Origin of the sequence: Cellulomonas sp. Root485 (assembly GCF_001426705.1) — a bacterium.
Taxonomy (GTDB): domain Bacteria; phylum Actinomycetota; class Actinomycetes; order Actinomycetales; family Cellulomonadaceae; genus Cellulomonas.
The window spans coordinates 724,239-750,121 of the sequence record NZ_LMFC01000002.1 but is presented as its reverse complement, the minus strand read 5'-3'; the positions used below and the strand labels follow the sequence as shown (position 1 = coordinate 750,121).

At 69.0% G+C, this 25,883-nt stretch carries 22 protein-coding genes and 1 tRNA gene; 12 read left to right on the top strand and 11 right to left on the bottom strand.

The annotated features are described in order from the left end of the window. Positions 1–27 precede the first annotated feature (27 nt). Both ASD16_RS12050 and ASD16_RS12045 read left to right on the top strand, forming a co-directional pair. Complete coding sequence (locus tag ASD16_RS12050; protein ID WP_055917297.1) at positions 28–462, top strand: VOC family protein; 435 nt, start codon at positions 28–30, stop codon at positions 460–462. Positions 463–467: 5 nt separating this feature from the next. After that, positions 468–1,109, top strand: a complete 642-nt coding sequence (locus ASD16_RS12045; protein ID WP_055917294.1) for a helix-turn-helix domain-containing protein — start codon at positions 468–470, stop codon at positions 1,107–1,109. Positions 1,110–1,186: 77 nt separating this feature from the next. Here the strand turns inward: ASD16_RS12045 and ASD16_RS12040 are convergent, their stop codons facing one another. The 4 genes from ASD16_RS12040 to ASD16_RS12025 form a co-directional block, all read right to left on the bottom strand. Next, positions 1,187–2,326, bottom strand: a complete 1,140-nt coding sequence (locus ASD16_RS12040) for an endo-1,4-beta-xylanase (protein ID WP_055917291.1) — start codon at positions 2,324–2,326, stop codon at positions 1,187–1,189. Between the two features lie 134 nt (positions 2,327–2,460). Next, a complete protein-coding gene (locus tag ASD16_RS12035) occupies positions 2,461–2,871 on the bottom strand; it encodes a hypothetical protein (protein WP_055917288.1) in 411 nt (136 codons plus the stop codon). 38 nt (positions 2,872–2,909) lie between these two features. Further along, entirely contained in the window at positions 2,910–3,389 is a 480-nt protein-coding gene (locus tag ASD16_RS12030; protein ID WP_055917285.1) for an isoprenylcysteine carboxylmethyltransferase family protein, read from the bottom strand. Between the two features lie 35 nt (positions 3,390–3,424). Beyond that, the gene (locus ASD16_RS12025; RefSeq protein WP_055917283.1) at positions 3,425–3,877 is read right to left on the bottom strand and encodes a hypothetical protein; all 453 of its coding nucleotides are present in this window, start codon (positions 3,875–3,877) and stop codon (positions 3,425–3,427) included. A 153-nt stretch (positions 3,878–4,030) separates the two neighbouring features. On the opposite strand from ASD16_RS12025, the gene ASD16_RS12020 reads away from it, so the two are divergent. Further along, a complete protein-coding gene (locus ASD16_RS12020) occupies positions 4,031–5,644 on the top strand; it encodes an LCP family protein (protein ID WP_055917280.1) in 1,614 nt (537 codons plus the stop codon). A gap of 194 nt (positions 5,645–5,838) precedes the next feature. Here ASD16_RS12020 and ASD16_RS12015 read toward each other — a convergent pair whose 3' ends face one another. Together ASD16_RS12015 and ASD16_RS12010 are read right to left on the bottom strand one after the other, a co-directional pair. Then, a complete protein-coding gene (locus ASD16_RS12015) occupies positions 5,839–7,056 on the bottom strand; it encodes a hypothetical protein (protein WP_157453910.1) in 1,218 nt (405 codons plus the stop codon). A 121-nt stretch (positions 7,057–7,177) separates the two neighbouring features. Beyond that, on the bottom strand, positions 7,178–8,419 hold the full coding sequence (locus ASD16_RS12010) for a 26S protease regulatory subunit (RefSeq protein WP_082570803.1): 1,242 nt from the start codon (positions 8,417–8,419) through the stop codon (positions 7,178–7,180). Between the two features lie 486 nt (positions 8,420–8,905). Here ASD16_RS12010 and ASD16_RS12005 point away from each other — a divergent pair, with 486 nt between their 5' ends. From ASD16_RS12005 to ASD16_RS11985, 5 genes are all read left to right on the top strand, one after another. Beyond that, complete coding sequence (locus ASD16_RS12005) at positions 8,906–9,418, top strand: hypothetical protein (RefSeq protein WP_157453909.1); 513 nt, start codon at positions 8,906–8,908, stop codon at positions 9,416–9,418. Between the two features lie 245 nt (positions 9,419–9,663). After that, positions 9,664–12,543: a MobF family relaxase gene (gene mobF, locus ASD16_RS12000; protein ID WP_235523258.1), complete on the top strand. Its 2,880-nt coding sequence runs from the start codon at positions 9,664–9,666 to the stop codon at positions 12,541–12,543. A gap of 29 nt (positions 12,544–12,572) precedes the next feature. Next, positions 12,573–12,776, top strand: coding sequence for a helix-turn-helix domain-containing protein (locus ASD16_RS11995; RefSeq protein ID WP_055917263.1), 204 nt, complete (start codon positions 12,573–12,575; stop codon positions 12,774–12,776). Further along, positions 12,776–13,900, top strand: a complete 1,125-nt coding sequence (locus ASD16_RS11990; protein WP_055917260.1) for a site-specific integrase — start codon at positions 12,776–12,778, stop codon at positions 13,898–13,900. Before ASD16_RS11995 ends, ASD16_RS11990 begins: the two co-directional genes overlap by 1 nt. Before the next feature lie 135 nt (positions 13,901–14,035). Further along, positions 14,036–15,499 carry a serine/threonine-protein kinase gene (locus ASD16_RS11985; RefSeq protein ID WP_055917257.1) on the top strand — a complete coding sequence of 488 codons (1,464 nt, stop codon included), beginning with the start codon at positions 14,036–14,038 and terminating at the stop codon, positions 15,497–15,499. Positions 15,500–15,512: 13 nt separating this feature from the next. Here the strand turns inward: ASD16_RS11985 and ASD16_RS11980 are convergent, their stop codons facing one another. After that, positions 15,513–16,328: a hypothetical protein gene (locus ASD16_RS11980; RefSeq protein WP_055917254.1), complete on the bottom strand. Its 816-nt coding sequence runs from the start codon at positions 16,326–16,328 to the stop codon at positions 15,513–15,515. Between the two features lie 1,117 nt (positions 16,329–17,445). Continuing rightward, positions 17,446–17,518: transfer RNA gene (locus ASD16_RS11975), tRNA-Arg, on the bottom strand. Between the two features lie 196 nt (positions 17,519–17,714). Between ASD16_RS11975 and ASD16_RS11970 the strand changes: the two genes are divergently transcribed. Further along, positions 17,715–19,037 carry an FAD-binding oxidoreductase gene (locus tag ASD16_RS11970; protein WP_055917251.1) on the top strand — a complete coding sequence of 441 codons (1,323 nt, stop codon included), beginning with the start codon at positions 17,715–17,717 and terminating at the stop codon, positions 19,035–19,037. 1 nt (position 19,038) lies between these two features. Here the strand turns inward: ASD16_RS11970 and ASD16_RS11965 are convergent, their stop codons facing one another. The 3 genes from ASD16_RS11965 to ASD16_RS11955 all read right to left on the bottom strand — a co-directional run bounded on the left by ASD16_RS11965 (position 19,039) and on the right by ASD16_RS11955 (position 23,043). Next, positions 19,039–20,136 carry a right-handed parallel beta-helix repeat-containing protein gene (locus ASD16_RS11965; protein WP_055917248.1) on the bottom strand — a complete coding sequence of 366 codons (1,098 nt, stop codon included), beginning with the start codon at positions 20,134–20,136 and terminating at the stop codon, positions 19,039–19,041. A gap of 89 nt (positions 20,137–20,225) precedes the next feature. After that, complete coding sequence (locus ASD16_RS11960; protein WP_055917245.1) at positions 20,226–20,414, bottom strand: hypothetical protein; 189 nt, start codon at positions 20,412–20,414, stop codon at positions 20,226–20,228. Positions 20,415–20,424: 10 nt separating this feature from the next. After that, complete coding sequence (locus tag ASD16_RS11955) at positions 20,425–23,043, bottom strand: LuxR family transcriptional regulator (RefSeq protein WP_055917241.1); 2,619 nt, start codon at positions 23,041–23,043, stop codon at positions 20,425–20,427. Between the two features lie 288 nt (positions 23,044–23,331). Here ASD16_RS11955 and ASD16_RS11950 point away from each other — a divergent pair, with 288 nt between their 5' ends. Genes ASD16_RS11950 through ASD16_RS11940 form a run of 3 tightly spaced genes read left to right on the top strand, consistent with a single transcriptional unit; the run spans position 23,332 to position 25,879 of the window. Further along, the gene (locus tag ASD16_RS11950; protein ID WP_055917237.1) at positions 23,332–24,900 is read left to right on the top strand and encodes a phage tail sheath C-terminal domain-containing protein; all 1,569 of its coding nucleotides are present in this window, start codon (positions 23,332–23,334) and stop codon (positions 24,898–24,900) included. 32 nt (positions 24,901–24,932) lie between these two features. Continuing rightward, positions 24,933–25,412, top strand: a complete 480-nt coding sequence (locus ASD16_RS11945) for a phage tail protein (protein WP_055917234.1) — start codon at positions 24,933–24,935, stop codon at positions 25,410–25,412. After that, positions 25,409–25,879, top strand: a complete 471-nt coding sequence (locus ASD16_RS11940; RefSeq protein ID WP_082570802.1) for a hypothetical protein — start codon at positions 25,409–25,411, stop codon at positions 25,877–25,879. The genes ASD16_RS11945 and ASD16_RS11940 overlap by 4 nt, the downstream gene beginning before the upstream one ends. Positions 25,880–25,883 lie beyond the last annotated feature (4 nt).

Genomic DNA, 25,883 nt, shown 5'->3' with positions numbered 1-25,883 from the left:
ACCCCAGACCCGCGAAAGGCGACGACGATGACCGCGATGTTCGTGAACCTGCCCGTGACCGACCTGGAGCGCGCGAAGGCGTTCTACACGGCGGTCGGCTTCACCCCCAACCCCGCCATGTCGGACCACAACGGCGCCTGCTTCATCGTCGAGGAGGACCACAGCTACCTCATGGTCCTGACCCGCGAGTACTTCCAGACCTTCACCGACCTGCCGATCGGCGACCCGGCCAAGAACCCGTCGGTGTCGACCGCCGTCTTCCTCGACAGCCGAGAAGCAGTCGACGCGACCCTCGCGGACGGGCTCGCCGCGGGCGGCGTGGAGCCGCACCCCGCCACCGACTACGGCTTCATGTACCAGCGCCAGCTCAACGACCCCGACGGCAACATCCTCGAGCTCGGCTGGTTCGACCCGGCCGCCGCAGCCCCGAGCGCCGACACGCTCGCCGACCAGCAGGCCTGAGGGCGATGGCCGCACGCGACTACGGGCAGTACTGCGGCATCACGCAGGCCCTCGAGCTCGTCGGGGAGCGCTGGGCCATGCTCATCGTCCGCGACCTGCTCGTCGGGCCGCGCCGCTACGGCGAGCTCGCCGCGGGGCTCCCCCGCATCCCGAGCAACATCCTGGCGGCGCGGCTCAAGGAGCTCCAGGCGGCCGGTGTCATCCGCCGGGCACCGCGCTCCCGCATCATCATCTACGAGCTGACGCCCTATGGTCGCGAGCTCGAACCCGTCGTGCTGGCGCTCGGCGCCTGGGGCTTCAAGACCCTGGGCGACCCGCGCGACGAGCAGGTCATCACCCCTGACGCGATGACGATGACCCTGCGCACCGCGTTCCGGCCTCGTGTCGCGGTCGACCTGCCCACGACGGCCTACGCGGCCCGACTCGGCTCCGCCGAGCTGCTCATCCGCGTGGACGGCTCCACCCTCGACGTGACGCGCGGCGACGGACCGGTCGACCTCGCGTTCGCCACCGGCCCGGACATCCGCCGGCTCATCTCCGGCGAGCTCGCCCCCGACCGCGCCATCGCGACCGGCGTGGTCGATGTGCTGCACGGCCCGGGCATCCTCCTCGACCGCTTCGCGAGCACGTTCCACCTGGCCGCCTGACCGGGGGCACTCTCCGTACGACGATGGCGCGCAGGCCCTCCTGGGCCCACGCGCCATCGTCGCCTCCGCTGGTGGCGCTAGCTGTTCCGGCCCGGCGGCGTGCGCGGCGACGTGCCGGGGGTGGCGTCGGTGAGGGTCTCGAGCAGCGCGTAGTACGCCGGCTTCTTCTCGAAGTCCTCGGTCATGATCGTCGCGTAGCCCTCGGGGAAGACGCCCGGGACCCAGGAGCGCCCGTCGTCGAAGCCCCAGACCGTGAAGCTGGTGCAGGCGGAGACGTTGACGCAGGCCTGCAGCATCTTGTCGTACCGCTCTGCCTGGAGTGCGATCTGTTCGGCGTCCGGCTCCCCGTCGTCACCGAGCGGCATACGGACGTCGGCCTCGGTGACGGCCACCTTGAGGCCGAGGGCCGCGAACCGCTCGAAGTTCGCCTGGATCGACTCGTCGAAGCCGTACAGGAGGCTCAGGTGACCCTGAGCGCCGAAGCCCTGCAGCGGCGCGCCGTCGGCGAGCAGCTCCTGCGCCAGGGCGTAGTACGCATCGGTCTTGTTGTTGATGCCCTCGGCGTTGTAGTCGTTGAGGAAGAGCCGCGCCTTCGGGTCGGCCTCGTGCGCCCACCGGAAGGCGTCGCCGAGCAGGCCGACCGGGTCGTCGGCGCACGCCTTGAGGAACGGGTTGGCCTCGGTGCGCAGCCGCACACCGCCGGCGTCCCAGTCGTCCTGGAAGATCTCGTTGGCCACGTCCCACTCGTAGACCTTGCCCGCGTAGCGGCCGACGACGGTACGGATGTGGTCCTCGAGGACGTCACGCGCCTCCTCGCAGGTCCAGTCGGCGCTCGCGTCGACCACCCATTGCGGGTTCTGACTGTGCCACAGCAGAGTGTGCCCGCGGACCTCCTGGTGGTTCGCCCGCGCGAAGGCCACGACGGCGTCCGCACCGGAGAAGTCGTAGACGCCCGGCTCGGGGTGCACCTCCGCCCACTTCATGTCGTTCTCGGGGGTCAGCGAGTTGAACTCCGCGGCCAGGATGCGCTGGAACTCGGTGGGGTGCTTGCGGTTGTAGTCGAGGAGGTGCCGCTGACCCCACACGGCGCTGCCGATCTTGAGATCTCGCGGCGCCTCGGAGCGCAGCGTCGGCTCCCGGTGTCCGGCCTGTGCGACGGGGACCGACAAGGCGAAGACGGTGACTGCCGACGCCACGACGGTGGCGACGCGCTTCATGGTTGATGGATGGGACATCGTTGTTCCTTCCGATCGGGTGCCGACAGCGTTGGGCTCAGCTGTCGGACTTGTCCGAAGTCCACGACGGTAACGATGTCGATAACGATTTCGCAAGCAGTGAGGGCCGGTCAGGGTCAGCCGAGAACACTGCCCCAGCGCACGTCCCTCTCGACGAGCAGCAGCGCGCGCCCATCGGCGCTGCGGTGCTCAGCGATGCTGCCGTAGGCCTTCTTCGTCCGTCGGATCGTCGGCCGGCCCGACGCGACCATGCGAGCCACCTCGGCCTCGTCGAACCAGGTGAGAGCGCAGTAGCCACCGCAGCCGCACGAGTCCCAGACCACCTGCGCGCCCGCCGCCGCCGCGTCGAAGGCGACCGCCGAGGAGACGTCGCTCGCGACCTCGAGGTACGCGCGCCCATCAGGCGCGATCACCGTGCCGTCGGCGTAGATGCCCGGCGCCTCCGGGATCGCCGTGCTGGCCGTCGGCGTCGCCTTCAGCGCGTCCACGACCTCCTGGAACGACGGTTCGCGACGCTGCCTGGCCATGCGGGCATTCTCCCGTCGCCGGCTCCCGCGGCGTGCAGCTATTTGAGGCCCAGCCAGCGAGGCACCCGTCGGCTGTAGTCGTCGTAGGGCGCCCCGAACCGCTCGTGCAGGAACCGCTCCTCAGGGAGGATCGCGCCCCACAGGACGAGCAGCACCGCGACCGGGAACAGTACGAGCCCCCAGAACGTCGGCGCCGACAGCGCCAGCCCGACGTAGAGCACGAGCAGTCCGACGTACAGCGGGTTGCGCGAGAGCCGGAACGGCCCCTCCTCGATCATCGCGCTCGTCTCGTGTCCCGGTAGCAGCCCCGTCCTGTGCCGACGGAAGAGCCACAATGCCCAGCCGTTCCACCCGACGAACACGACCACGAGCACCCAGCCGACCGGGACGCGCCACGCGCCGAGCTCGACCGGGTCACCCCACACCACCGTGGCCAGCCAGCCGGCCAGCAGCGGCGCACCGACCGCCACCGGCGGCCAGAGCCGGAACGCCACGGTTCCGTCAGCACTCTGCGACATGCCCGCATTCTGGCGGGTGAGCACGCCGTCGGACCTCAGCTCGCGCTCAACCAGACCTGGATCGCCTCCAGATGGCCGGACGGAAACGGGTGCTCGTACCAGCGCTGCAGGTACCCGTCCTCCCCGTGCTCGTCCAGGACGGCCTGCGCTCCCGTCGCGATCGCACGTGCGACCTCGCGAAGAGGCTGCCGGGTGTCGAACACGAGCACGCCGGTCCCGTCCGGCTCGTGGGAGTACATGCCAGGGAAGACCAGCACTCGAAGCTGCACGGCAGCACCCTCACGGCGGAAGATCCACCGAGACTCTCCCGGCTCCTCGGTCCACGAGCACCGAGCCTCCTCGGCGCCCTCCAGGAGGACGCCGACGGCCTCCAGAAGATCCCCGAGTGCGTCGTCCAGGTAGGACGCCGTGATCGTCGCGGTCGACGATCCGTCGGAGACGCGCGCCTCGGCCCAGCCCAGTCCCGTGAGCCTGTAGTCGAACTCCATAGCGCCGGATGCTTGCACACGAGGACCACTGCACCCACGCCATAAGGAACGGGGTTCCAGTGGCGACCGCTCAGGACGGGCGCTTCTCCCGGCGAGACAATTCCACCCAAGCCTCCTATAGCGGGCGTCCAAGTTGGACCACAGACTTGCTCGATGAGCCCGGCCGAGGGAGCCCCGTCGACGGCCGTGGCGAGCCGCTTCGACGTGCTGCTGGTCGGCAGCGCGAACGTAGGTCGCTCGCTCGCGGCCGAGCGGCTCCTGCGCGCACGGCTCGGGGCGGACAGCGCCGTGACGGTGACCAGCGCCGGAATCCACGTCGAGCCGGACGATCCGGTCCCGCAGCACATGTGGGACCTCCTCGCGCGCGAAGACTTGGCCGTCGAAGGCCATCACCCGCGGGAGCTCAGCGCGGCCATGGTGGAGTCGGCGGACCTCGTCCTCACCACCACCCGGCGCGAGCGGTCGGCGGTGGTCCGCAAGGTGCCGGCGGCCGTCCGGCGCACCTTCACGCTGTGTGAGCTGGACCGGGTCGCCACGTCCCTGGGCCCGTCGGCCCTGCCCGAGGGCGACGTCGCGGCACGCTTGTCCGCTCTGGCCCAGGCCGCAGCGGCGCACCGCGTGGGCACCGCACCGCCGGTGGCCGAGGACGACGACATCCCCGATCCCGCCGCGACCGGCCGACGCGGGTACGAGAGGTCGTTCGACCAGGTCCGGGCCGCCGTGGACGGCATAGCGTGGACGGTGCTCTCGCCTCCCGACGAGCCGGGCCCGCCCCCGCCGGAGGTACCGCGGACGTCGCCCGGCCACCGCGCCCGGAACATCGCGATCGCGGTCGTCGGATCGTTGGTCCTCCTGATCGTCGTCGCCACGGGCGGGGCACTCGTCGTCACCGGGGCGCTCGACAACCGGCTCGAGCGCTTCCCCGACCCCGTGCTGACAGACCGGCCGGACCCTCCCCCGCCCGCGAAGGTCGGCGGACCAGCCCCCGTCACCATCCTCGTGCTCGGCTCGACCGACGACGTCCGCACCGAGGGCGGCCAGGACTGGGCCGCCGCGGCCGCCCAGACCGACATGGTCATGCTCGCGCACGTCTCGGCCGACCGGTCCAGCGTGCAGGTCATCGCGATGCCCCCCGACCTCTCCGTGGACGTGCCCGGTACGGGTCCGGGGACGTTGCGCTCCGCCTTCGCGCAGGGAGGCCCGGCCGGCGCGGTGCAGACCGTCGAGCAGCTGACGAACGTGCGCCTCGACCACGTGGCGCTCACCGACTCCGAGACGTTCGCCCGGGTGACCGACGCACTCGGCGGCGTGGAGGTCGACCTGGACAACAGGCTGATGGTCAACGGCCGTCAGGTGTTCCCCGCCGGCCTCCACCGGCTCACCGGCGAGGAAGCCCTCGCCTGGGTCCGCGGGGACGGCGTCGACGACGTGTCGCGGTCGGCACGCTCGGCGGTGTGGCTCCGCGCGATCCTCGACCGGTTGGGGGACGACGACGTCCGGCGCAACCCGGCCGCATGGCTGCGGCTGCTCGGCGTCGTCTCCGGGTCCGTCGCCGTCGACGAAGGATTCGACCGATCCGAGCTGGTCGGACTGCTCACCAGCGTCCGTGACCTCGGCCCCGGGGAGGTGCAGGTGGTGCCCGTCCCGACGACGGTCGTGACCACCGGCGACTCCCCCGCGCTGGTGCCCGACGCCGCGCCCTTCGGCATCCTGATGGACGCGCTACGCACTGACACGCTGGACGAACAACTCGGTGCCGGTCCGTAGACGGGGCGACCACGGACTCATCCGCACTGGGCAGATTCGAACTGCCGACACCCGCTTTAGGAGTTCGGCATGGCATAACCTACAGCGGCCTGACCTGCGGAAATACATGCATGTAAGGCGACAAGTGCATCTCTTCCGAGCTTCGTGCTGACCACATGCTGACCACGCCTCGGGCCCAGCAATTCTCGTCGCATCTACCAGTAGATGGCGATCACTTCGACGTCGAGCAGTCGCTCTTGACTCGGTGGCACCGCCCGGACCGCCTGAGCCGGCGCTGAGGGAACAAGGGTGGGGAAGAGTGGCAGGCCAGCCGACTCGCGCGCTCGCCTTCGAGCCTCGAGATCGCCGCCGGCGTCTTCCATGACGAAATCCAGCCGCTCTTGGACGAGCGCGCCGACGGCGTCGAACGCCTCCCGCTGGAGCGACGCCGACATCGAGCTCGCGGAGTAATGGCTCTGAAGTGCGCGAAAAGCGTTGTCGGCATCGCCTGGCCAATTCGCACCGCTCATTAGAACAAGCGCATCCCGATAGTCCAGCATTGCGATGCCAAGCGCACTCGTGGGATTTCCGTCTTCCCGAACGCCGCCCCCTGCTCGACCTGGGAAACGGATTGCGTTTATTTGACCCACAAGGTCGGGGGCAACCTCGCTAAACAGATCGGCGAGCTTGACCGGCGTCCAACTGTCGTGAAGCCCGTCGCGCGCAACCCGGCACAGCACAGTGAACCTGCCGCCAGCAAAGAGCACTCGCCGAATATCCTTCCAGTACCCTATATGCTCCGTTACTCCGACCAGGGTCAGCGGACGCTGCTCAATATCGAACCCTGCGAGCGCATCCTTATGGACCACGAACTCCTGACCGCCAGCCTGTACAACGACATGCTTCGTGGCCGTGGCCTTTATTGGAATTAGTCCCGCGAGCAGCCTGTCGAGCACCCTCATCACAGGCTGGGCGTCCAGCAAGGTCTCGAGTCCCCCAGCGCCGGCGAACATGCCAGGGAATTCGTCAGCCATGGCCGTCCACTCAGTCATCATCGTGCCCAGTTCGAACACGGGGTCGACTGCCAGCTCAACTTCGATCTCTACAAGTGTTCCGCGGGCAAAGGCCGCGCTGGAAGAGACTATATCCGATTCGGCGCTCGATGCGATTGCCTGGGTATCAGGCAACGGCGAAACGTCGTATGGCGGTGCGAGCAAGAAATTAAGAGACAATTCGCGAAACTCTTTAAAGAGAGTTTGAATAATCGCTTTCCTTGAGGTTTGAATGCTGTTGCTGTTGCTCGTTTGGTAACGCGCCGCAACTTCGCCCTTCGCGACCACGGCGTCTGCACTGATTGAGCTCGTGAGCTCCGCCTCGGCCGCTCGACTCATCTCCTCTGAGACGTGCTCGAGGAGGGTGCTCTTTTGAGACACGAGCAAACTGTGCAGACTCACTGCGTCGAGATAGACAAATTCGCGGAGAACGGGGAGTTTAGCGGCTTGTTTTGACGTCGAAGCGTGCTTCCCTCGGCGCCTCTTGGATTGCCACCATGATTTAAAGGACACCTGCCGCCTCTCGCTTGGCATGGACCGGTCGACTCGTTACGCGTTCGTATGCCCTCGCCATGTCCTCGTCCGCGATTGCCTGCCGCTTATCACTAGCGGCCAAGATCGCGGCTTCGGTCCATATTGCGGTGAGCATCGCTCCTGACCAACCGTCGGTCAACTGAGCGATCTCTTCGAGGGGAAGGACACCTACAGTCTTCAGACCCTTTGCGCGAACCTGCAGGATTTCATAGCGGTCCTGCACCGAAGGCAGGGCGAATTCGATCTCCCAATCGAATCGTCCCGGTCGCAGAAGCGCTTCGTCGATGTCTTCTATACGATTCGTGGCTGCGATAACGACCACGTTACTCGCCGCTTCAAACCCGTCCAGCAGCGTGAGGAGTTGTGCGACGACCCGTTTGGACTCGCCATTTGAGTCGTTACCTCGTCGGGCGGCGATGCTATCGATTTCGTCGAAGAAGATGATCGCTCGCTCCTGGGTCGCAGCCTCCGCGAAGAGTCGCCGTAGCGTTTCTTCACTGTCACCAACCCACTTGCTCACGATCGAGGGGCCGCTTACCAAATAGAATGTGGCCTCGGACACCTGGGCGATTATTCGAGCCAGATGGGTCTTGCCCGTGCCCGGCGGACCTGTGAAGATGACGCCCTTGACGGGTTGCGCGCCAATCTCCCGCAGCTCCTCTCTGTGCTCGAGTTGCGTCTCGATTAGTTCCTTCGCTCGCGTCACAACCGATTCGTACCCGCCAAACGAATCGAAACTCAACCGCTCTTGACCATTGGCGGAATACTCGTATTCGGTCAGAACGTCATCATCGACTCCGACGTCACGGAGTCGAATGGGGGATGCGGAAATGACCTTGGTAACACCGTTTTGCTCGTCATATTCAACTGTGTTTCCCGGAGCGAGACCGAGCCGCTTCCTCGGCCGCTTCTTGATCAGGCGAATTCCTAGATTTGTCTCCAGCAAGACACCTTTTTTGAAGACTTTGCGAACGACCCCCACCGACACCGGATCCAGCCACGTGCCTTTAGGCAACGCGTGCCATCCAGTCTGACTCACGAGGACGCTGTCACCGCGGCTCAGCGAGACCAGCTCACCCGATCCGACGCGAGCGGCGCCGCCTCCTTGCAGTTGCACGTGAAAGGTCCTGCCGTCGGATTCGACGAAGGAAACCGTGCCGGGTGTGCCGATCAATACACTGCTGGCGTTTTCCTCAGGTCCGACAGTCATCGATACGCCTGGAAGAAGTCACCCGTTGCCGCCATGAGTCGAGCCTAGCGCGCAGCGATCGACCATCTTGGCCAAAATGCCCCCGTCATCCCGCACCTCGGGCGCCGACCGCTGGAGCGGGAGCAGCGACGGCCCGAGGACGACGGCTAAGCCGTAGCTGGGTCGGCGACTCGCCACACATCTGCCGGCTGCGGCGTCGTTTTCTAGCACGCCGTTTCAGAACGGAGTGCAAGAAGAGTCGGGGCTGTGTTCCTTCGCTAGCGAGTTGCCCGTCGCCGAGGAGCCGCTAAAGACTGTGCGGCCCACGCAGCTCGGCTCTAGCGATGGCAGACGGCTCCAGGACGAAAGACGTTGACCACCTACGGGATGCGGACGAGGGTCGGCCTCATGCATTCGACCCTGGCTGTCTCCGGCAACGCGGACGACGTCGCGCAGGCGAGATCCCGGTTCGGACCGGCGGAGAACCGAGCCCCCTCCGCTCTCGGCGTGAGCGGCATCCTCGGACGGCCCGCGGACGTGGCGATCCTTCTCGTCGGCCTCACTCGCTACACCGCCGGACTCCAGATCGAGCTGGCCGTCCGGTGTCGTCTGGATCCCCACCTCGAAGATCGCATGCACCCGACATTCGGCGCGGGACTCTCCTCCGGAGTGGAGATCGCCGATGGACGTACCGCCGCCGTCGCCGGGCGCCACATCCGGAACAACTGGCCGGCAGCAGACCCGACGGAGCTCACCCAGTTGGGTGGCGGCGGCCGCGAGTGGTCGAGCACCCTGTGGTCGACCCCAGCGCCGCCGCCCGAAGACCCGGTGCTCACCGTCGCCGACCCCGCCTCGGCGTGGACAAGTCGAGTTTCACCGTGGATGCCGAAGCACTTCGAGCGGCGGCCGAGACGGTTGAGGTCTTGTAGCCGAGCCCGCCTGACCAGGCGTATTCGGCCGCTCAGCCGCCGCTCGACGTACCACCCGGCGGCTATCGCACACGGGTACTTCCGGCGGTAAGACCGACGAGACTGGCTGACCCTGTGGTGGAGCCGTGGTGCCTCCCGTGGCACACCCAACCCGCCGCCCGTGGCTCCTTTCGCGGTGCTCGGTGGCGAGGAGGGTTCGGAGCCGTACTCGTCGCACCCGCGGCACTGATTGCGCGGCGGCGGAATCTACCTCGCGTCTTGCGCACATTTCCGCGCACCTATCTGTAGGAGCACTCGCCAGAGCCGCTCCCACGGGAGGTGCTTGCGGTGCTGTCGATGCACAAGCTGACCGTCGGCGACGGATACGCGTACCTGACGCGGCACGTCGCGGCTGGCGACGCGGGGTTGGCCGCTGGCGACTCGCTCGCTGCGTACTACGAGCTGACGGGTAACCCGCACGGCCGGTGGATCGGCGGTGGTCTGAGCGCACTGGGCGACGGCCGGCTCAGGGTCGGCGCGGCCGTCTCCGAGGCTGCGATGACGGCGGTCTTCCGCGACGGCCGCGACCCGATCACCTTCGAGCCGTTGGGCAAGCCCTACAAGCAGATCGTGCCCGGCGAGGGCCGGCACACCGTCGCCGGCTACGACCTGACCTTCACGGCGCCGAAGTCGGTCTCGGTCCTCTGGGGGCTGGCCGACGACCGGACGCGAACCGCTCTCTACGACGCGCACCGCGCGGCGCTGACGACGGCCCTGAAGTTCGTGGAGCACTCGGTGATCCGGACGAGGGTCGGTGCGGCCGGCTGTCGGCAGGTCCGGACGCGCGGCATGTTCGCCGCCGCGTTCGATCACTGGGACTCCCGAGCCGGCGACCCGAACCTGCACACGCATGTCGTCGTCGCGAACAAGGTCCAGGGACCCGACGGTGCGTGGCGTTCGGTGGACGGCCGGACGTTGCACGCCGCGGTGGTAACCGTCTCGGAGCTGTACGACGCGTCGCTTGGCGACGAGGTGTCGCGGCGGCTCGGCGCGACGTGGTCGATGAGATCCCGCGGCGAGCGTCGCAACCCCGCCTTCGAGGTCGACGGCGTCGGCGAGAACCTGCTGGCCGAGTTCTCCGCGCGGTCGGAGCAGATCCACTGCGCCGAGCAGCGGTGGGCCGAGGAGTTCGCTGAGCAGCACGGACGGGCACCATCGCGGGTGGAGACGACGAGGGCGCGCCAGCACCTGACGCGCGAGACCCGGCCGCCCAAGGTCGTCTGCGCGCTTCACGAGCTGTTGACCGACTGGGCGAACCGGGCGCGTGGGTTGACCGGCATCGAACCGGTCGACCTGGCAGCCCGCGCCCTGGCCGGCCGCTACAGCCGGCCTCTGCGGGCCGGCGATGTCGGCCCGGAGGTCCGCGCGGCAATCGTCGCCCAGGTCCTCGAGGACGTCTCGAAACGCCGATCGGTCTGGTCGACCTGGAACCTCGGCGCAGCCGCGCTGCGTTCGTCGCTCGAGCTACGCATGGCCTCCCCCGACGACCGGCTCGAGCTGACCAGCACGATCGTCACCGAGGCGAGCAGAGCGTGCGTGCGGCTCGACGGTGACACCGAACCGACCCGCCGTCGGGTCGGGGAGGAGACGTTCACCTCGCTCGAGCTCCTGCAGGCGGAACGCACGCTGCTCGAGGCGGCGGAAGCCACCGTGCCCCTCGGCATTCATCCCCTGGCCGAACGCCTCGCCGACGGTCGCATGGCGCACCTGTCCGACGACCAGCGGGAAGCCGCCAAGGCCGTGCTGCTCTCGCCGCGGCAGCTCGACGTCCTCGTCGGCCCTGCCGGCACCGGAAAGACCACGACGTTGGCTGCGCTGGCCGACGAGTGGCGAGAGACCCGCGGCGCCGTGATCGGGCTGGCTCCATCAGCCACCGCAGCGGCGACCCTCTCGGAGGCCCTGGGCGCACGGAGCGAGACGACCGCCAAGTGGCTCTACGAATCGGTCGGCGACGGCGCAGCGCAGCGGGCGTTGCGGTACGCCGCCCACACGGCCGAGCTGAGCGACCCGACGGGCGCGTACGAAGATCACCGGACTGCGAACCAACGCCGCTACGCGCTCGCCGTCGAGCAGGAGCAGTGGCGGTTTCGACGGGGGGACCTGATCATCGTCGACGAGGCATCGATGGCCGACACTCGCACCCTGGCCGCCCTCGTCCAGCAGGCCGCCGCAGCCCAGGCGAAGGTGCTGTTGGTGGGCGACCACTTGCAGCGCGGAGCGGTCGACGCCGGCGGCGGGTTCGGGATGCTCGCCCGCCGCGGACCGACCGCCGAGCTGCGCACCCTGTGGCGGTTCAGCCACCCCTGGGAGGCCCGCGCCACCCTCGAGTTGCGCCACGGCCAACCCGCCGCCCTGGACGCCTACATCCGGCACCATCGAGTCAGCCACGGCACCCACGACGACATGCTCGACGACGCCCTCACCACTGCCTTCGACGCCGAAGCGACCGGCAGTGTCGTCCTGCTCGCGGCCGCGGACCGGCGCACCGTGAACGAGCTCAACGCTCGCAGCCGCGCCGAGCGCATCCGCACCGGGACCATTCGCACCGCAGGCATCACGTTGAGCGACGGACTGACCGGCGGCGTCGGCGATCGCATCGTGACCCGTCGCAACAATCGGCGGCTGCGCACCAGCGACGGGTTCGTCCGCAACGGCGACCTGTGGCAGATCACCGCCGTCCTGCCCGACGGCGGTCTCCGCGTCCAACCCATCAACAAGCCCACCGGAGCGTCGTTGACGCTGCCGGCGACGTACGTGGCGGAGGCCGTCGAGCTCGGCTACGCCACCACCACCGCCCGGTCCCAGGGGATGACGGTCGACGAGACCCACACCGTCATCACCGCCGGCATGGGCCGCGAAGACCTCTACGTCGCCGTCACCCGCGGCCGCCACCTCAACCGGCTCTACGTCGCCACCGACCGACCCGATCCGGACTGCCTCCCCGGCAGCGAACCCGAGGGCGTGCGGGAGCTGCTCGACCGCATCCTCGCCACGACGCACGCCGAGATGTCGGGCACCGAGACCTGGGCCGCTCACCACCCGGAGCGGCCACAGCCGCCGCTATCGCCGGCCCGCCCACAGCCCGCCATCCCGCCGCTGCGTCCACAGATGGCGCCGCGCCCATTGACGCCCCCGCCCAGCCCGGTCCCCGATGGACCGGTACTGGAGCGGTGGTGACCAACCCAACCCATCGAAGGAGAACGACCATGTCGACAACCACGCAGACCGCCGTCGCCGCTGCTCGGCAGTACTACCGCGTCAAGGACGCGGCAGCCGTCCTCGGGGTGCCGGTGCGGACGCTCTACCACCTCGCGGAGACCGAGCAGATCCCCTGCCGTCGGCTCGGGACCGTCATCCTCATCCCGGCTTCGTGGGTCGATCGGGAGCCCGCGCAGCCGCGCCGACGCTGATGTCCGTCACCCGGCGGACGCTCCCCTCGGGCACGGTGACCTGGCGCGCGAAGGTCTTCTTCGAGCACCGGGTCATTGCCGAGAAGTCGTTCCAGCGGAAGACCGACGCCAAGCGCTGGGAGGCCGACCAGCTGGTCAAGCTCCAGAGCGGCACCTGGATCGATCCGGCTCGCGGTCGGGTGTCCTTTGAGTCGCTCGCCGAGGAGTGGCAGGGCTCGCGCCAGCACCTCGCGGTCCGCAGCCAGGAGACGACGCAGTTCCTGCTCGACTCCTACGTCATCCCTCTGCTCGGGCGCTTCCCGATCGCCGTGATCTCAGCGACGGACGTCGAGCGAGTGCTCACGGCGATGACGGTCCGCGGGCTGGCGACGGCCACCCGGCGGCGCGTCTTGTCCGTCATCCGACTCGTGCTCGACTACGCCGTCCGCGACCGTCGGATCTCCGTCAACGTCGCCCGCTCAATCCCGCTCCCCAAGGGCACGACCAAGCGTGAGCCGCACTGGCTACGCGCGGAGCAACTGGGCAAGCTCGCCGACGCAATGCCGTCGAACTGCCGGCCGGTCGTGCTCTTCCTCGGCCTGGCCGGCTGCCGATTCTCCGAGATGTGCGCGCTACGGGTCGACGACGTCGTCCAGACGCCGCACGGCCTCGGTGTGCGGATCCACCGCGCCGCCCCGCAGTCGAAGCGCACCAGCGGGGCGATCTTCGGCCCGACGAAGACCCACCAGACCCGCACCGTGCCGGTCCCGCCGACGCTCGAGAACTACGTCCGTGACCGGATCGACAGCGCCGTGTCCGGCTCGTACCTGTTCCCCAGCCCGACGGGCGCGATCTGGACCAACACCAACTTCCGCGTCCGGTCCCGCTGGACCGAGACAACGCAGGCGGTCGGCCTGGCCGGCACGACGATCCACGACCTCCGCCACACGGCGGCGTCGTTGCTCATCGCCGCCGGTGCCGATGTGAAGGCGGTCCAAATGATCCTCGGGCACGCCACCGCGACGATGACGATGGACCTCTACGGCCACCTGTTTTCGGAGGCGCCTTGGGTGGCGATGGAGCGAATGCCTATGTTCCCCGAGCCGTCGGCCCCCGGACCGAGTACCAGCATCCCGGCGAATTGACGGGCTGCCCGCTTAGCCCTTCGGCGCGCCGTTTAGGCCTGAATCTCTGTAGTTCCGTGGCGGAGGAGGCTGTGGACGCGGGTGAACACTCGCGTGGACCGATGTTCAGTCGGTATCGGCCGCTAGCGTTCGAACATGTCGGAAAAGCTCAAGCTCCAGAAGAAGACCTGGGAGGTCCGCGGGCCCTTGGCTGGCGCCGACCGCGCGGGCTTCGGCCGCATGTTCGAGGTGTTCGACGAGAGCGGCACAGACGCTGTGGCGAAACTGGTGCCCCAGCAGCCGGGCGCTGACCGCGAGCTCCTGTTTGGTGACCTGCCATCCGACGCACAGAACGTCGTCCCGATCCTGGACAAGGGGGAGCATGAGGACTTCTTGGTCCTGGTGATGCCTCGGGCAGAGATGTCGCTCCAGCAGCGGCTGCGGGACGACCCTCCCGACTTGGCCGAGGTCATCGACATCTTGGAGGACATCGCACGCGCGTTGGCTAGCCTGGACGGTCAGATCGTGCACCGGGACCTGAAGCCGGCGAATGTGCTCCTTTTGGGAGGGCGTTGGTGTCTGGCGGACTTCGGCATCTCCAAGTACGCAGATGCGAGCACCGCCGCTGACACACGCAAGTTCTCCTGGACGCCCCAGTACGCCGCGCCAGAGCAGTGGACCTTTGAGACCGCGACGTCGAAGACCGACATCTATGCGCTTGGGGTCACGGCTTACCAGCTCGTGAGCGGCGGGCTTCCGTTCACCGGAACGTTCGAAGAGCTTCGTGATGCGCATCTGCACGACGTGCCTTCGCCGGTTGGGCCGACTCGCTTGCGCGCGATCATCGAGGAGTGCCTTTACAAGGCTCCTGGATCGCGCCCGGCGGCGGCCAACGTGCTGGCGCGATTGGCTCAGGCCTCTGCCGAGCCCAGCCTTCCCGGCGCCAGCGCGCTGGCGCGCGTCAGCGAGACGGTGCGAGCTGAGATGGCCACCGCGTTCGCTCAACAACGGGCAAGTGAGAGCGAGGCTGACCGTCGTGGACGCCTCATGGCGGTAGCTGTCCAGTCGCACGGGTCGCTCATCGAGCCCCTGCTCACGGAAGTGATGGAGGGCGTCGGGAACGCTGGTGAGGTCCAGCACCGTCCTAGGGCGGAGGAACTGTTCAAGGCGACACTGGCAGGCGCGAAACTTGTGGCTACGTCCCCGCAGGCGGCGAGCGAGTGGTCCGGTCCCTTTGAGGTGATCGCAACAGCGGCACTGACGGTCCACCGGCAGCAGCAGAGCCGCGGTTGGCTGGGCCGGTCACATTCTCTCTGGTACTGCGACGCCCAGGTCAGCGGGGAGTTCTCCTGGTACGAACTCGCGTTCATGTCATCAGCGTTCGGAGTTCAGCCAACCGTGGTGCCATATAGCTTGGATCCGCAGTCTGCTGGCATCGCGTTCTCGAACGTGACGGGCACCGAGCAGCTCGCGTGGCCGGTTGCGAAGATCGATCGGGATGACCCCCGCGAGTTTGTCGACCGGTGGATCGGCTGGCTCGCCTCTGCTGCGGCGGGAAGTTTGCAGATGCCCAGCCAATTGCCAGAACGGGATACCTCGAGCTCGTGGCGGCGCAGCTAGGGCTTGTCTCCGCTCAGCCACTCGGGGGGCGTGTCGGGCGCCTGAGCGTCTTAAGTCGTGCCGGGCGCGCCTGTCTCGCAGGTTTGGGTCCAGTCTCGGCCGCCGCTTCGGGGGCTGGACCCTCGGCCGCCGCTCCCGCAAGGTTGTAGAGCTTGCGGGAGCGCTTTCGGTCGAAGACTGACGTCTGCCCGGGGAATTCGCTTAGCGGCTGCCGCTCGACTCGGAGCAGGTTGCGCTCAACGAGCCGGAGAGTCCCTGCTGCTCGCGACTTCTGAGAGATGCAGTACCGCTGTGGGAACACGTCGGTGCTGAACCACACCGGGCGAATGTCCGCCTGCTCCGCAAGCAAGATCAGCAGCATTGCTAGTCCTGGTGCGTCGAGGCTCTGGATGTGTCCCTCGAGCCACAGTTTGGACGGCACCTTGAAGTAGACGTTGCGGGCCCTTCGCGCGTCGCCCACCTCTCCCTTTGGGGCGCGCGCGTACTCGGTGGACGGTGGGGCGTACTCGGAGCCGTCGCCGCTCTCGTCGAGCAGCTGCACCACGTTGGGCTCGGCAGGGACACGGCGCACGGAGACGAGCCCTAGACCTTCGAGGGTCTTGAGTGCGGCGGCCACCCGCCGAGCCCCTTTGCCCTCCGGCTCCTCTAGGCCGAGGAGGGTCGCCCACGCGCGGTGTGGCTTGCTCGTCTGGTACGGCTCACTCGAGCAGCGCCACAGAAGGGCGAGATACAGCTTGAGTGCGACACCACCGCCTCGACCGCCGACCTGGAGTAGTTGTGCCAGGCGGGGCGTCCTGTTGGAGTCCAGCCGCACGAAGATCTTCCGCACGGGAGTTGCTGTGCGCCGCCCCGAAGTGGTGTCGATCTCTCTAGCTGCTGCCAGTGCAGACGCAGAGACTAGTAGGCGGTCAGGCCACGGCTCGCTCGTCGAGGCCGGAGCAAGGGCCGAGCTGCTGAAGTCCACGAAAAGGGGCGTGGCTCCCGGCCCCAGGGGTGAACTAGCCTCGACCGTATTACGCGGCATCAATGTGCCCTCTCTACTTCTAACCCAGAGCGTACTAGTCTGTGATCCACAAGCGTAGTGCAGGCGTCTCTACTAACGTATCCGCAAATGCTCCACTAGCGTGGGGTGCGCGAATTGTAGTAGGTGTTCGTGTCGGTGTCAACTCCGGGTCTTGACGCCCGGTCGCCTGGCTGCTACCTTCGCAGGTACGAGAGGTTGAGCGGCCGGCCCATTGCCCGGTGACCAACGGTGCAGGACTCGTGGAGGCTGGCCCATTGCCCGGTGACCACGACGAACGGATCCGTCGTCAGCACAAACCTCTGGCGATTGAGACGCAAGGGGTTTGCCCCTCGCGGTGCGTCTCTGTGGGGCGAAAGCGATGCTACGACTGGTCGCAGGAGCCTCATCGCCCAAGAGGCGGTGTTCCCCGTGGGAGGGGAGCGCCGCCTCTTGCGTTTGTCCCCGTCAGTGGTGGGACTTCAGATCGAGGTCGCGGCGAAGGGAAACCGGCGAAACGCCGAGAGCCCCAGCAAAGATGGCTTCAGGGCGAACCAGCAGTTCGTTGGCCGCCGCACGCTTCTCAACGGTCATCACGGTCGGCGGCCGCCGACGCGGCCACGTGCTCGCGCGACAGCCAGGCCGGCGCCGGTCCGCTTCCGGTGGAGTAGGTCCCAGTCGGCCAACCCGTCGAACACATCCGCGACCACCCGTCGCAGGAGTTCTCCCGGATCGATGGTCACAATCGCAGCGTGCCATGCCCGCGCGCCCGCACTGGGCGCGAGCCGAGCCGGCCAACCAGCTAGCAGCTGCGCTTCAGCGGGAGTCCGGACCAAACCACGGGGGACGGGACTGCTGACCACATGCTGACCACGAGCCGGACATTGCGGTCGCATCGATGACACGAGCCGCGTCGTTGATCGCTCTGACCTGCAACAACACACTGTGCGCCTGGGCAGATTCGAACTGCCGACACCCGCTTTAGGAGAGCGGTGCTCTATCCCCTGAGCTACAGGCGCGCAGGATCTGGCAGAAGCCGAAGCGGGGCTCCGACTACTGCCGTAGCGATCCTGGCGAGCGTCCGCGCCGCCCTCGCAGGAGGGCCTCACGAACGCAGGCAGCCTACCGGAGAGGCGGTCGGGAACGACCTCAGGACGTGCCCAGGTCGTGGCCTGGCCCTTGGCAGACCAGCCCGCCAGCCGCCAGAGTCGTGACATGCCGATGGCCGGACCCCTGCCCGCTAGCTTCGAGGGCGATGTCCTCGTCCCCGACTCCCCCGACTACGACACAGCGCGCGCTGTCTGGAACGGTGCCGTCGACCGCCGGCCGAAGTACGTCGTCCGGTGCGCGGGCACGGATGACGTTCGCGCCGCAGTGAGGGTCGCGCGGGAGCTCGGTCTGCCGATCGGGGTGCGGGGCGGCGGGCACAGTGCGGCTGGGTGGGCGGTGCCGGACGGTGGGTTGATGATCGACCTGTCGCGGATGCGGGGCGTCGCCGTCGACGCAGGAGCACGCACGGCGCAGGTGCAGGGTGGGGCGCTGCTCGGGTCGCTCGACGCGGCCTCGCAGCCGTACGGGCTCGCGACGACGGCGGGGATCGTGTCACACACGGGGATCGGTGGCCTGGCGCTCGGTGGGGGCGTCGGCTGGCTCGGTCGGCAGTATGGGCTGACCTGCGACAACGCGCTCGGGTACGAGGTGGTGACCGCCGACGGGGAGCTCGTCCGTGCATCGGCTGACGAGAATCCCGACCTGTTCTGGGGCCTGCGGGGTGGCGGCGGGAACTTCGGTGTGGTGACGCGGTTCGACCTGACGCTGCACGTCGTCGGCACGCAGGCGCTCGTCGCCGAGGTGGATCTCGACCCCGCGCGTGGGCTCGATGCGCTGCGGACGTGGCTGGCGAGGTCCGACGACGCACCGAGGCGCGCGACGCTCTTCGCGGAGGTGAGCGCCGGGGGGCCGCTGACGCTCGGGTTCGTCTGGGTCGGTCCGCCCGACGACGCTGCACCGTTGGTCGCGGAGCTCGACGACCTCGGCACGGCACAAGCCAGACGCGTCAGGCCGATCAGCTACCTGGACCTGCAACGACAGTCGGACGTCGGCGCGGCGCACGGCTGGCGTCGCTACGCCAAGAGCCACTACGTCCAGGAGCTGCCCGACGCGGCGCTCGAGGCGTTCCTCGCTCACGCCGGGGCGGACGTGGGGGCGGCGAGCCTCGTCGCGTACGGCGGTGCCATCGCGGACGTCGACCCGGGGACGACGGCGTTCGCGCATCGCAACACGCGGTTCGAGTACGACGTCGGCGCCAAGTGGGAGGACCCGGCCGACGACGAGCGCCACGCGGCGACGTGCCGGCGGCTCGCGGCGACCATCGCGCCGTGGAGCGTCGGCGTGTACGTCAACGCGCTCGGGGTCGAGGGCGCCGCGGGGGTGCACCGGGCCTACGGTGACGCCACCTACGCGCGACTCCAGGAGCTGAAGACGGCGTGGGACCCCGACAACGCGTTCCGGCTCAACCAGAACATCCCGCCGGCGTAGGTCAGCTCGGGCTGCACACCACCCCGACGCACTGGGGCTCGCTGCCGTTGTTCCGGGCGACGTTCCCGCCCAGGTCGAGCGCACCGGGGGCGTAGATGCCCCACCCGGTGCTGCGGCGGACGTCGTTCCCGCCGACCTGGTTGTACTCGGGTGAGGGCGCGGGCTGCAGGACGATCCCTTCGCCGTTCAGGCGCAGGGTGTTGTTGGTGATGACCACGCCGCCGTTCGGTTCGTCGAGCTGAACGATGGCCACGCCGTTGGCGCGGAAGGTGTTCGCGTCGAGGGTCGCGGGTGCTCCTCGTTGCAGGAAGACGCCGATGTCTGCGCCGGTGACGACGCTGGACCGCAGGGTGACACCGGCATTGTCGAACAGGGAGATGCCGACCTCCCCGCCGGTGATCTTGATCTCCGTGGCGTCGATCCCGCCGATGTCGTTCGTCCGCATGCCGATGGTGTTGTCGACGAACCGGGACCGCTCGACCGTGGCGTTGCCGCTGTAGACCCGCAGCCCGGCGGTGTTGCGCAGGAAGTCGCTGTCCGTGATCGTCGCGCAGGCCTCGTCTACCCAGACGCCGACGACGTTGTCGGCGAACGTCGTGCGCGAGACGGTGAGGTTGCAGCCGAACCAGGCCTGCGTGATGCCGATCTCGTTGCCCGTGAACGTCGACCGGGTGATCGTCGTCGTCTTGGGGTAGCGCCCGGTGGTGCTCTCACCGGACGTGTCGATGCCGACGCGCATGTCCCGGAACACCACCCTGTCGACCTTGAGCGTGCGCTCCCCCGCCAGGTCCTCCGGGTAGTTGTAGGTGTCGACGCCCAGCCCCCAGCCGGCCAGGGTGCCGTTGACGATCGTGTTCGCGCCCGCGGCGTCGACCTCGATCCCCACGTTGCCCGGGGTGCCGGTGAGGGTGTGGCCCTTCAGGTTGAGCGTGACGCCGGGCGCGAGCCGCAGCCCTGGGCCGGGGCAGGTCAGGTCCTGCTGGAGGACGGTGTTGACCACCAGCGTCGTGTCGCAGGTGACCGCGACCGGGCCCGCCGACGCGGCCGTGGGAATGAGGAGTGCGGTCAGCGTGGCCACGACGGTCAGAAGAGCTCGCATCAGGGTCTCCGTAGAAAGGCGACTTCGAGCGTGCTCGTCGGTCACGTCCGAAATCAACCTTTTCGCCCGATTTCGCCCGTAAAGGCAATCTATCCGTAGAAGCTCTTCAGCGCCTCGAAGACGAGGATCGCGGGCCAGATGATCGCCTTGGGGATCGCCAGGACGAAGTCCCAGAAGTTGTCCCCGGCAGAGAAGTAGTAGACCGCTGCGCCGAAGAAACCGATCCCGTAGACCGCGCCACCTCCGGCCGCGCCGCCGGCTGAGCTCTTCGACGTCATCTCGACCCTCTCAACGAAGCACCGCCGACAGCCCCTCGCGTGAGTGGACCCCGGTCTTGGCGAACACCCTAGCCAGGTGCGAGTCGACGGTGCGGACGGACAGGGTGAGACGCGACGCGATCGCGCGGCTGGTCAGCCCGCCGGCGGCCAGCGAGGCGATCTCCTGCTCGCGGCGCGTGAGCGACACGGTGGTCTCGACGGGCGGCAGCCAGAGGCCGCAGCGGTTGAGCTCGCGTTCGGCGATGCGGACGAGGTCGTCGTCACCGGCGGACTGGGCCTGGACGTGCCGGACGATCGCGGCCGCGCGGGGTCCGTCGACCAGCGGGGCGAGCTCGCGGACGCGGCGCTGGACCTCGGGGTCGACGCCGCGGGGGCGGGTGCCGGGTCGGCGGCGGTCGGCGGAGCGGTGCAGGGCCTCCAGCTCGACCCTCCACAGGCCGCGCTCGCGGGCCCAGCCCACCAGCGCGCGGGCCTCGTCGACGGCACGGGGGTCGCGGAGCCAGGCGAGGGTGTCGGCACGCAGGAGCTGGACCTCGCCGTCGACACCGGCCATGGCGCGCGCGGTGGCGTCGGCGTTCTCGGCGAGCAGGGTGCGAGCCGTGGCGGCGTCGCCCGACGCGGCCGCGGCCAGGGCCTCGGCCGCGCGGCTGTAGACGGCGACGCCCCCCATGTCGCTGTGCTCGTGGCGGGCGCTGGCGGCGTGCAGGTCGGCGTGGGCCTGCATCCAGGAGCCGCGGGCGATGCCGATGAGGCCGCGGGTCACGTGCACGGCCACCCAGTCGACCGCGGCGTTGCTCTCCTGGTCCAGGGCGTCGACGACGCCTTCGGCCGTCGTGACGTCGCCGGACCAGAGGGTGGTGAGGAACGCGGCGACGGCGACCTCGCCGCGGCCCCAGCGGTACTGGTCGTGGTGCGCGCCCGCCAGCTGGGCGGAGCGGGCGGCCAGGTGGGCGGCGTCGGTGAACCGTCCGGACTGCGCGAGGCCGACGATCGTGGGGGCGGCCAGCGGCACGGCGGCGCTGTCGGCGGCCGGGTCGAGCAGCACGGCGCAGGCGTCGTCGAGCCGCGGGCGCCCGCCGTAGCCGAGCCGGGTCAGCCGCGCGGTCTCGAGCTCCCGCAGGCCGCGGCCGACGTGCTCGCCGCCGCGCTCGACGATCCACCGGGCAGCGATGTCGAACGCGCGGAGCGCCTGGTCGAGGTCGCCGTCGCGGTGGTAGGCGATCCGGGCGCGGAGCGCGGTCGCCGCGACCATGAGCTGCACGGTGGGCGCGTCGGCGCGCACGGTTTCCCACAGGACCTCGAAGACGTCGGTCAGGTCCCGCGACGCCCGCCCGGCGTCGTCCAGGTGCCACCAGGCGTCGGCACGTTGCAGCGCCAGCTCGGCGGTGCGCAGGTCGCCCGGCTGCGTCTGGCGCAGGGCCGAGGTCAGCAGGCGGATGGCGGTGTCGGGCTGCTGGAGCTCGAACGCGGCGTCGACCGCGGCATCGAGCCGGGACGGTTCGACGGCCAGGTCGCAGTCGAGCGCCAGCGCGACGGAGCGGACCAGCGCGGCGCCCGTGCGGTGCCCGGTGTTGGCCAGGCCGGCGACACGTTCCAGCACCTCGCGCCGACGCGCCCGCGGGACCCCCGAGCGGACCGCCTCCGCGTAGAGCGCGTGCGCGAGGTCGACCGTGACGTCCCCCTCGCCCGCGACCGTCAGGCGCGGGGACAGGGAGACCAGCCCGACGCGGGACAGCTCCTCGACGACGGGCCGGGACACCATGTCGAGCAGGACGCCCAGCGAGACGGGGCAGACGAGCGCCGCGATCTCCAGGGCCACACGAGCGTCGCCGCTGAGCCGGGACATGTCGTGCGCGACCACGTCGAGAAGCCGTCGGCCCGGCGTCGCACCACCGACCCACACCCACGCCCCGCCCTGCTGCTCGAGGGCGCCGGCCACCACCTCCCCGAGGTGGAACGGGTTGCCGGACGTCTCGGACCACACGCGACGGACCGTGTCGAGGCTGACCTGCCCACCGAGCTCCCCGACCAGCCACCGCTGCACCTCGGCGAGCGTGAACGGCGGCACGTCGATGCGTTCGACGACGTCGTCCTTCCACAGCTCCAGCCACGGCGACTGCGACACGGCCGACGACCGGGCCGTCGCCACCAGCTGCACCTCGTGCTGCTGGACCATCCACGCGAGCGCCTGGCTGCTGCCCCGGTCGAGCAGGTGGGCGTCCTCGACCCGCAGGATCACCGGACCGCCGCGGGAACGTGCGCGCAACGAGGCGGCCAGGGCGTCGACAGCCCGCGCGAAGCTGCCCAGAGAGCTGATCGCGACGTCACCCAGCAGCGGCTCGAGCGCGCCCAGCGGGATGCCCGTCGGGCAGGTGGCGCCGGAGACGCTCACGACCGTGGGCATCGGCGACGTCGGCGTGCCGATCCACAGGTGCGCCAGAGCGGCCGTGACCAGGTGCGTCTTGCCGACCCCGGCGTCGCCGACGACGAGCACGCTACGGCCGGACTGCACCTCGGCGCGGACCTGCTCGGTGAGAGGGCGCACGACGAGCGTCCGACGCGCGACGGCACCCAGGCTCTCGGGCAGGACCGTCGTCGACGAGGACGGGACCTCGGCGTTTGCCGCCACAGCAGCTCCACTCACCCATGAGCACCAGGACTCTCGCCCCCTGCCGTCTGCGGTGGCATTGCGCGAGTCACAACGAGCTTGTCGGTTCGCACCTTATGCGCGCTTTGCGTCCAGGTTCAAACATCGATCCGACCTCGAGCAAACCTCGGTAGCGATTACCGATGCCGCACGGACAAATGCGTCCTTACCGTGGCGATCGACACACCCGCGTCGCAGCGTTCCCGTGCAGGTCAGGTGACCGGTCAGATTGCCGGCCCGGCGCGGGACGCACCGAGCAGAGGATGGCCAGTGCCTACTTACACCGCGCCCGGCGTCTACGTCGAAGAGATCCCCTCGACCCAGAAGGTGCTGGCGTCCGCCCCCACCGCTGTGGCCGCGTTCGTGGGGTTCACGGAGCGAGCGCCGCTGGATGACCCGAACGACCCGCAGGGCCTCGCCCCGCGGCTCGTGACCAGCTGGAACCAGTTCGAGAGCCTGTACGGCGGGTTCGTCGAGGGTGCGCTGCTGCCCCTCTCCGTCTACGGCTACTTCCTGAACGGCGGAAGCCTCGCCTACATCGTCCGCGTGCCCAACGCCGAGCCGTCCGGTGAGCCCGCTCGCCTGGCGCTGCCGGCCGCGGACCGCTCGCTCGGCCTGCCCATCTCGGTGGAGTCCGTGGAGCCCGACGCCAACCTCACGGTGGTCGTCGAGACGTCCGAGGTCGCCGACGACCACGACGGGCCGGCGCCGTTCAGCATCACGATCGTCGACGGCGGTGAGGCCGTCGAGAGCTACGACGACCTCACGCTCGGTGGCCCGCGCGACGCTGCGACGGTCATCAACAAGACCTCCACGCGCGTCAAGGTCGAGATCAAGCTTGCTGACGACGTCGACCTCAAGAGCCAGCTCGAGCTGCTCAAGCCCGGCGCGTACGCCCTCGAGCAGGCCGCCGCCAAGCCCGTCCCGGTCAACGGCCGCAAGTTCGCCGGGTCCGAGTCCGCCCGCACCGGCATCGCCGGCCTCGCGATCGCCGACGACGTGACGATCGTGCTGGTCCCGGACCTGGTCACGGCCGCCACCAAGGCGGACGGCACCCTGGACCTGGGCCTGTGGAAGGCGGTGCAGACCAGCCTCATCGCGCACTGCGAGCTGCACGCCAACCGCGTCGCCATCCTCGACGCGCCCCCCGGGCTGTCGCCTCAGTCCGTCAAGGAGTGGCGGACTGACACGGCCCAGTTCGACTCCGCGTTCGCCACGCTGTACTACCCGTGGATCAAGGTGGAGAACCCCACCGGCTCCAACGGCAACTCCGAGATCCTCATCCCGCCGTCGGGCCACGTGGCCGGCGTCTGGGCGCGGACCGACGAGACCCGCGGCGTGTGGAAGGCCCCGGCCAACGACACCATCCGCGGGGTCCTGGACGTGGAGCGCTCCATCACGCAAGCGGAGCAAGGGGTGCTCAACCCGCTCGGCATCAACGCGATCCGACCGTTCGGCCAGCGCGGCATCCGCATCTGGGGCGCCCGGACGCTCACCTCGGACACCGACTGGACGTACATCAACGTCCGACGGCTGTTCAACATGATCGAGGCGACGATCCTCGAGGGCACCCAGTGGGCCGTGTTCGAGCCCAACGACGTGGCCCTGTGGGAGGGCGTCAAGCGCACGCTCAACGCGTACCTGCGTGGGCTGTGGTCGGCGGGCGCGCTGTTCGGCGCCAGCGCGGACCAGGCGTTCTTCGTCCGCTGCGACGAGACCACCAACCCGCCCGAGTCCGTCGACGCGGGCAAGCTCGTCGTCGAGGTGGGCATCGCGCCCGTCAAGCCGGCCGAGTTCGTGATCTTCCGCATCAGCCAGAACAAGCAGATCGCGTCCTGAGCGCGCCCCCTCACCGACCAAGGAGCACGTAGATGCCGAACGACCTGATCGCCGTCGATCCGATCATCGCCCAGAACTTCTTCCTGGAGATCGACGGTTCCGTCGTCACCATCCTCGCCTCGGTGTCCGGACTGGACGTCGAGATGGAGGTGGCCACCACCCAGCAGGTGGGCAAGGACGGGAAGTCCCAGACCGTCAAGACGCTGGCCGGCCGCAACAAGGCGCCCGACCTCTCGCTGGTCCGCATGGCACCACCGGACTCCACGCAGGACAAGATGTGGGGCTGGTTCAACGACATCATGAGCAAGGGCATCCTGCAGTCGGACCGGACCAACAACCGCAAGAACGGGTCGATCGTCATGTACGACTCGACCCACGTCGAGGTCGCGCGGTTCAACTTCACCAACGGCTGGCCCAGCAAGATCTCGACCGACCAGCTGAGCGTCGACTCGAACGACCCGGTGAAGGAGACCATCACCCTCACCATCGAGTCGCTCGCCCGGATCAAGTGAGCCTCAAGACCCGCTACGAGTTCACGCTCCCCCGGGGGTACGTGGACCGCGACGGCGGACTCCACCGGGACGGTGTCATGCGCCTGGCGACGGCGCGCGACGAGCTGGAACCCCTGCGCGACCCCACGATCAGCGGCCCGGACGACCCGCGGCTGACCATCGTGGTGCTCGCGCGGGTGGTGGAGACGCTGGGGTCGCTCGACCTGGTCACGCCGCACGACATCGAGGGTCTCTTCGCGGCGGACCTGGCGTACCTGCAGGACTTCTACGGCGTGATCAACTTCGGGTCGCAGGAGGAGTTCGACGAGTTCGTCGCCGCGCAGCAGGAGGCAGGGCCGCTGCCGGGGTCGGAGCCTCCCGCTCCGGCTCCGGCGCCGCCGCCCTTCGTCTCCGACGAGGTCCCGACCCCGGTGCTCAGCCGTCCCGGCCGGGCGTCGATCGAGGAGATCCGGACCGAGGCCCGGTAGGACC

Coding starts and splice junctions, on each gene's coding strand:
- ASD16_RS12050 (WP_055917297.1), top strand. CDS start 28: ATGACCGCGATGTTCGTGAACCTGCCCGTGACCGACCTGGAGCGCGCG.
- ASD16_RS12045 (WP_055917294.1), top strand. CDS start 468: ATGGCCGCACGCGACTACGGGCAGTACTGCGGCATCACGCAGGCCCTC.
- ASD16_RS12040 (WP_055917291.1), bottom strand. CDS start 2,326: ATGAAGCGCGTCGCCACCGTCGTGGCGTCGGCAGTCACCGTCTTCGCC.
- ASD16_RS12035 (WP_055917288.1), bottom strand. CDS start 2,871: ATGGCCAGGCAGCGTCGCGAACCGTCGTTCCAGGAGGTCGTGGACGCG.
- ASD16_RS12030 (WP_055917285.1), bottom strand. CDS start 3,389: ATGTCGCAGAGTGCTGACGGAACCGTGGCGTTCCGGCTCTGGCCGCCG.
- ASD16_RS12025 (WP_055917283.1), bottom strand. CDS start 3,877: ATGGAGTTCGACTACAGGCTCACGGGACTGGGCTGGGCCGAGGCGCGC.
- ASD16_RS12020 (WP_055917280.1), top strand. CDS start 4,031: ATGAGCCCGGCCGAGGGAGCCCCGTCGACGGCCGTGGCGAGCCGCTTC.
- ASD16_RS12010 (WP_082570803.1), bottom strand. CDS start 8,419: ATGACTGTCGGACCTGAGGAAAACGCCAGCAGTGTATTGATCGGCACA.
- mobF (WP_235523258.1), top strand. CDS start 9,664: ATGCACAAGCTGACCGTCGGCGACGGATACGCGTACCTGACGCGGCAC.
- ASD16_RS11995 (WP_055917263.1), top strand. CDS start 12,573: ATGTCGACAACCACGCAGACCGCCGTCGCCGCTGCTCGGCAGTACTAC.
- ASD16_RS11990 (WP_055917260.1), top strand. CDS start 12,776: ATGTCCGTCACCCGGCGGACGCTCCCCTCGGGCACGGTGACCTGGCGC.
- ASD16_RS11985 (WP_055917257.1), top strand. CDS start 14,036: ATGTCGGAAAAGCTCAAGCTCCAGAAGAAGACCTGGGAGGTCCGCGGG.
- ASD16_RS11970 (WP_055917251.1), top strand. CDS start 17,715: ATGCCGATGGCCGGACCCCTGCCCGCTAGCTTCGAGGGCGATGTCCTC.
- ASD16_RS11965 (WP_055917248.1), bottom strand. CDS start 20,136: ATGCGAGCTCTTCTGACCGTCGTGGCCACGCTGACCGCACTCCTCATT.
- ASD16_RS11960 (WP_055917245.1), bottom strand. CDS start 20,414: ATGACGTCGAAGAGCTCAGCCGGCGGCGCGGCCGGAGGTGGCGCGGTC.
- ASD16_RS11945 (WP_055917234.1), top strand. CDS start 24,933: ATGCCGAACGACCTGATCGCCGTCGATCCGATCATCGCCCAGAACTTC.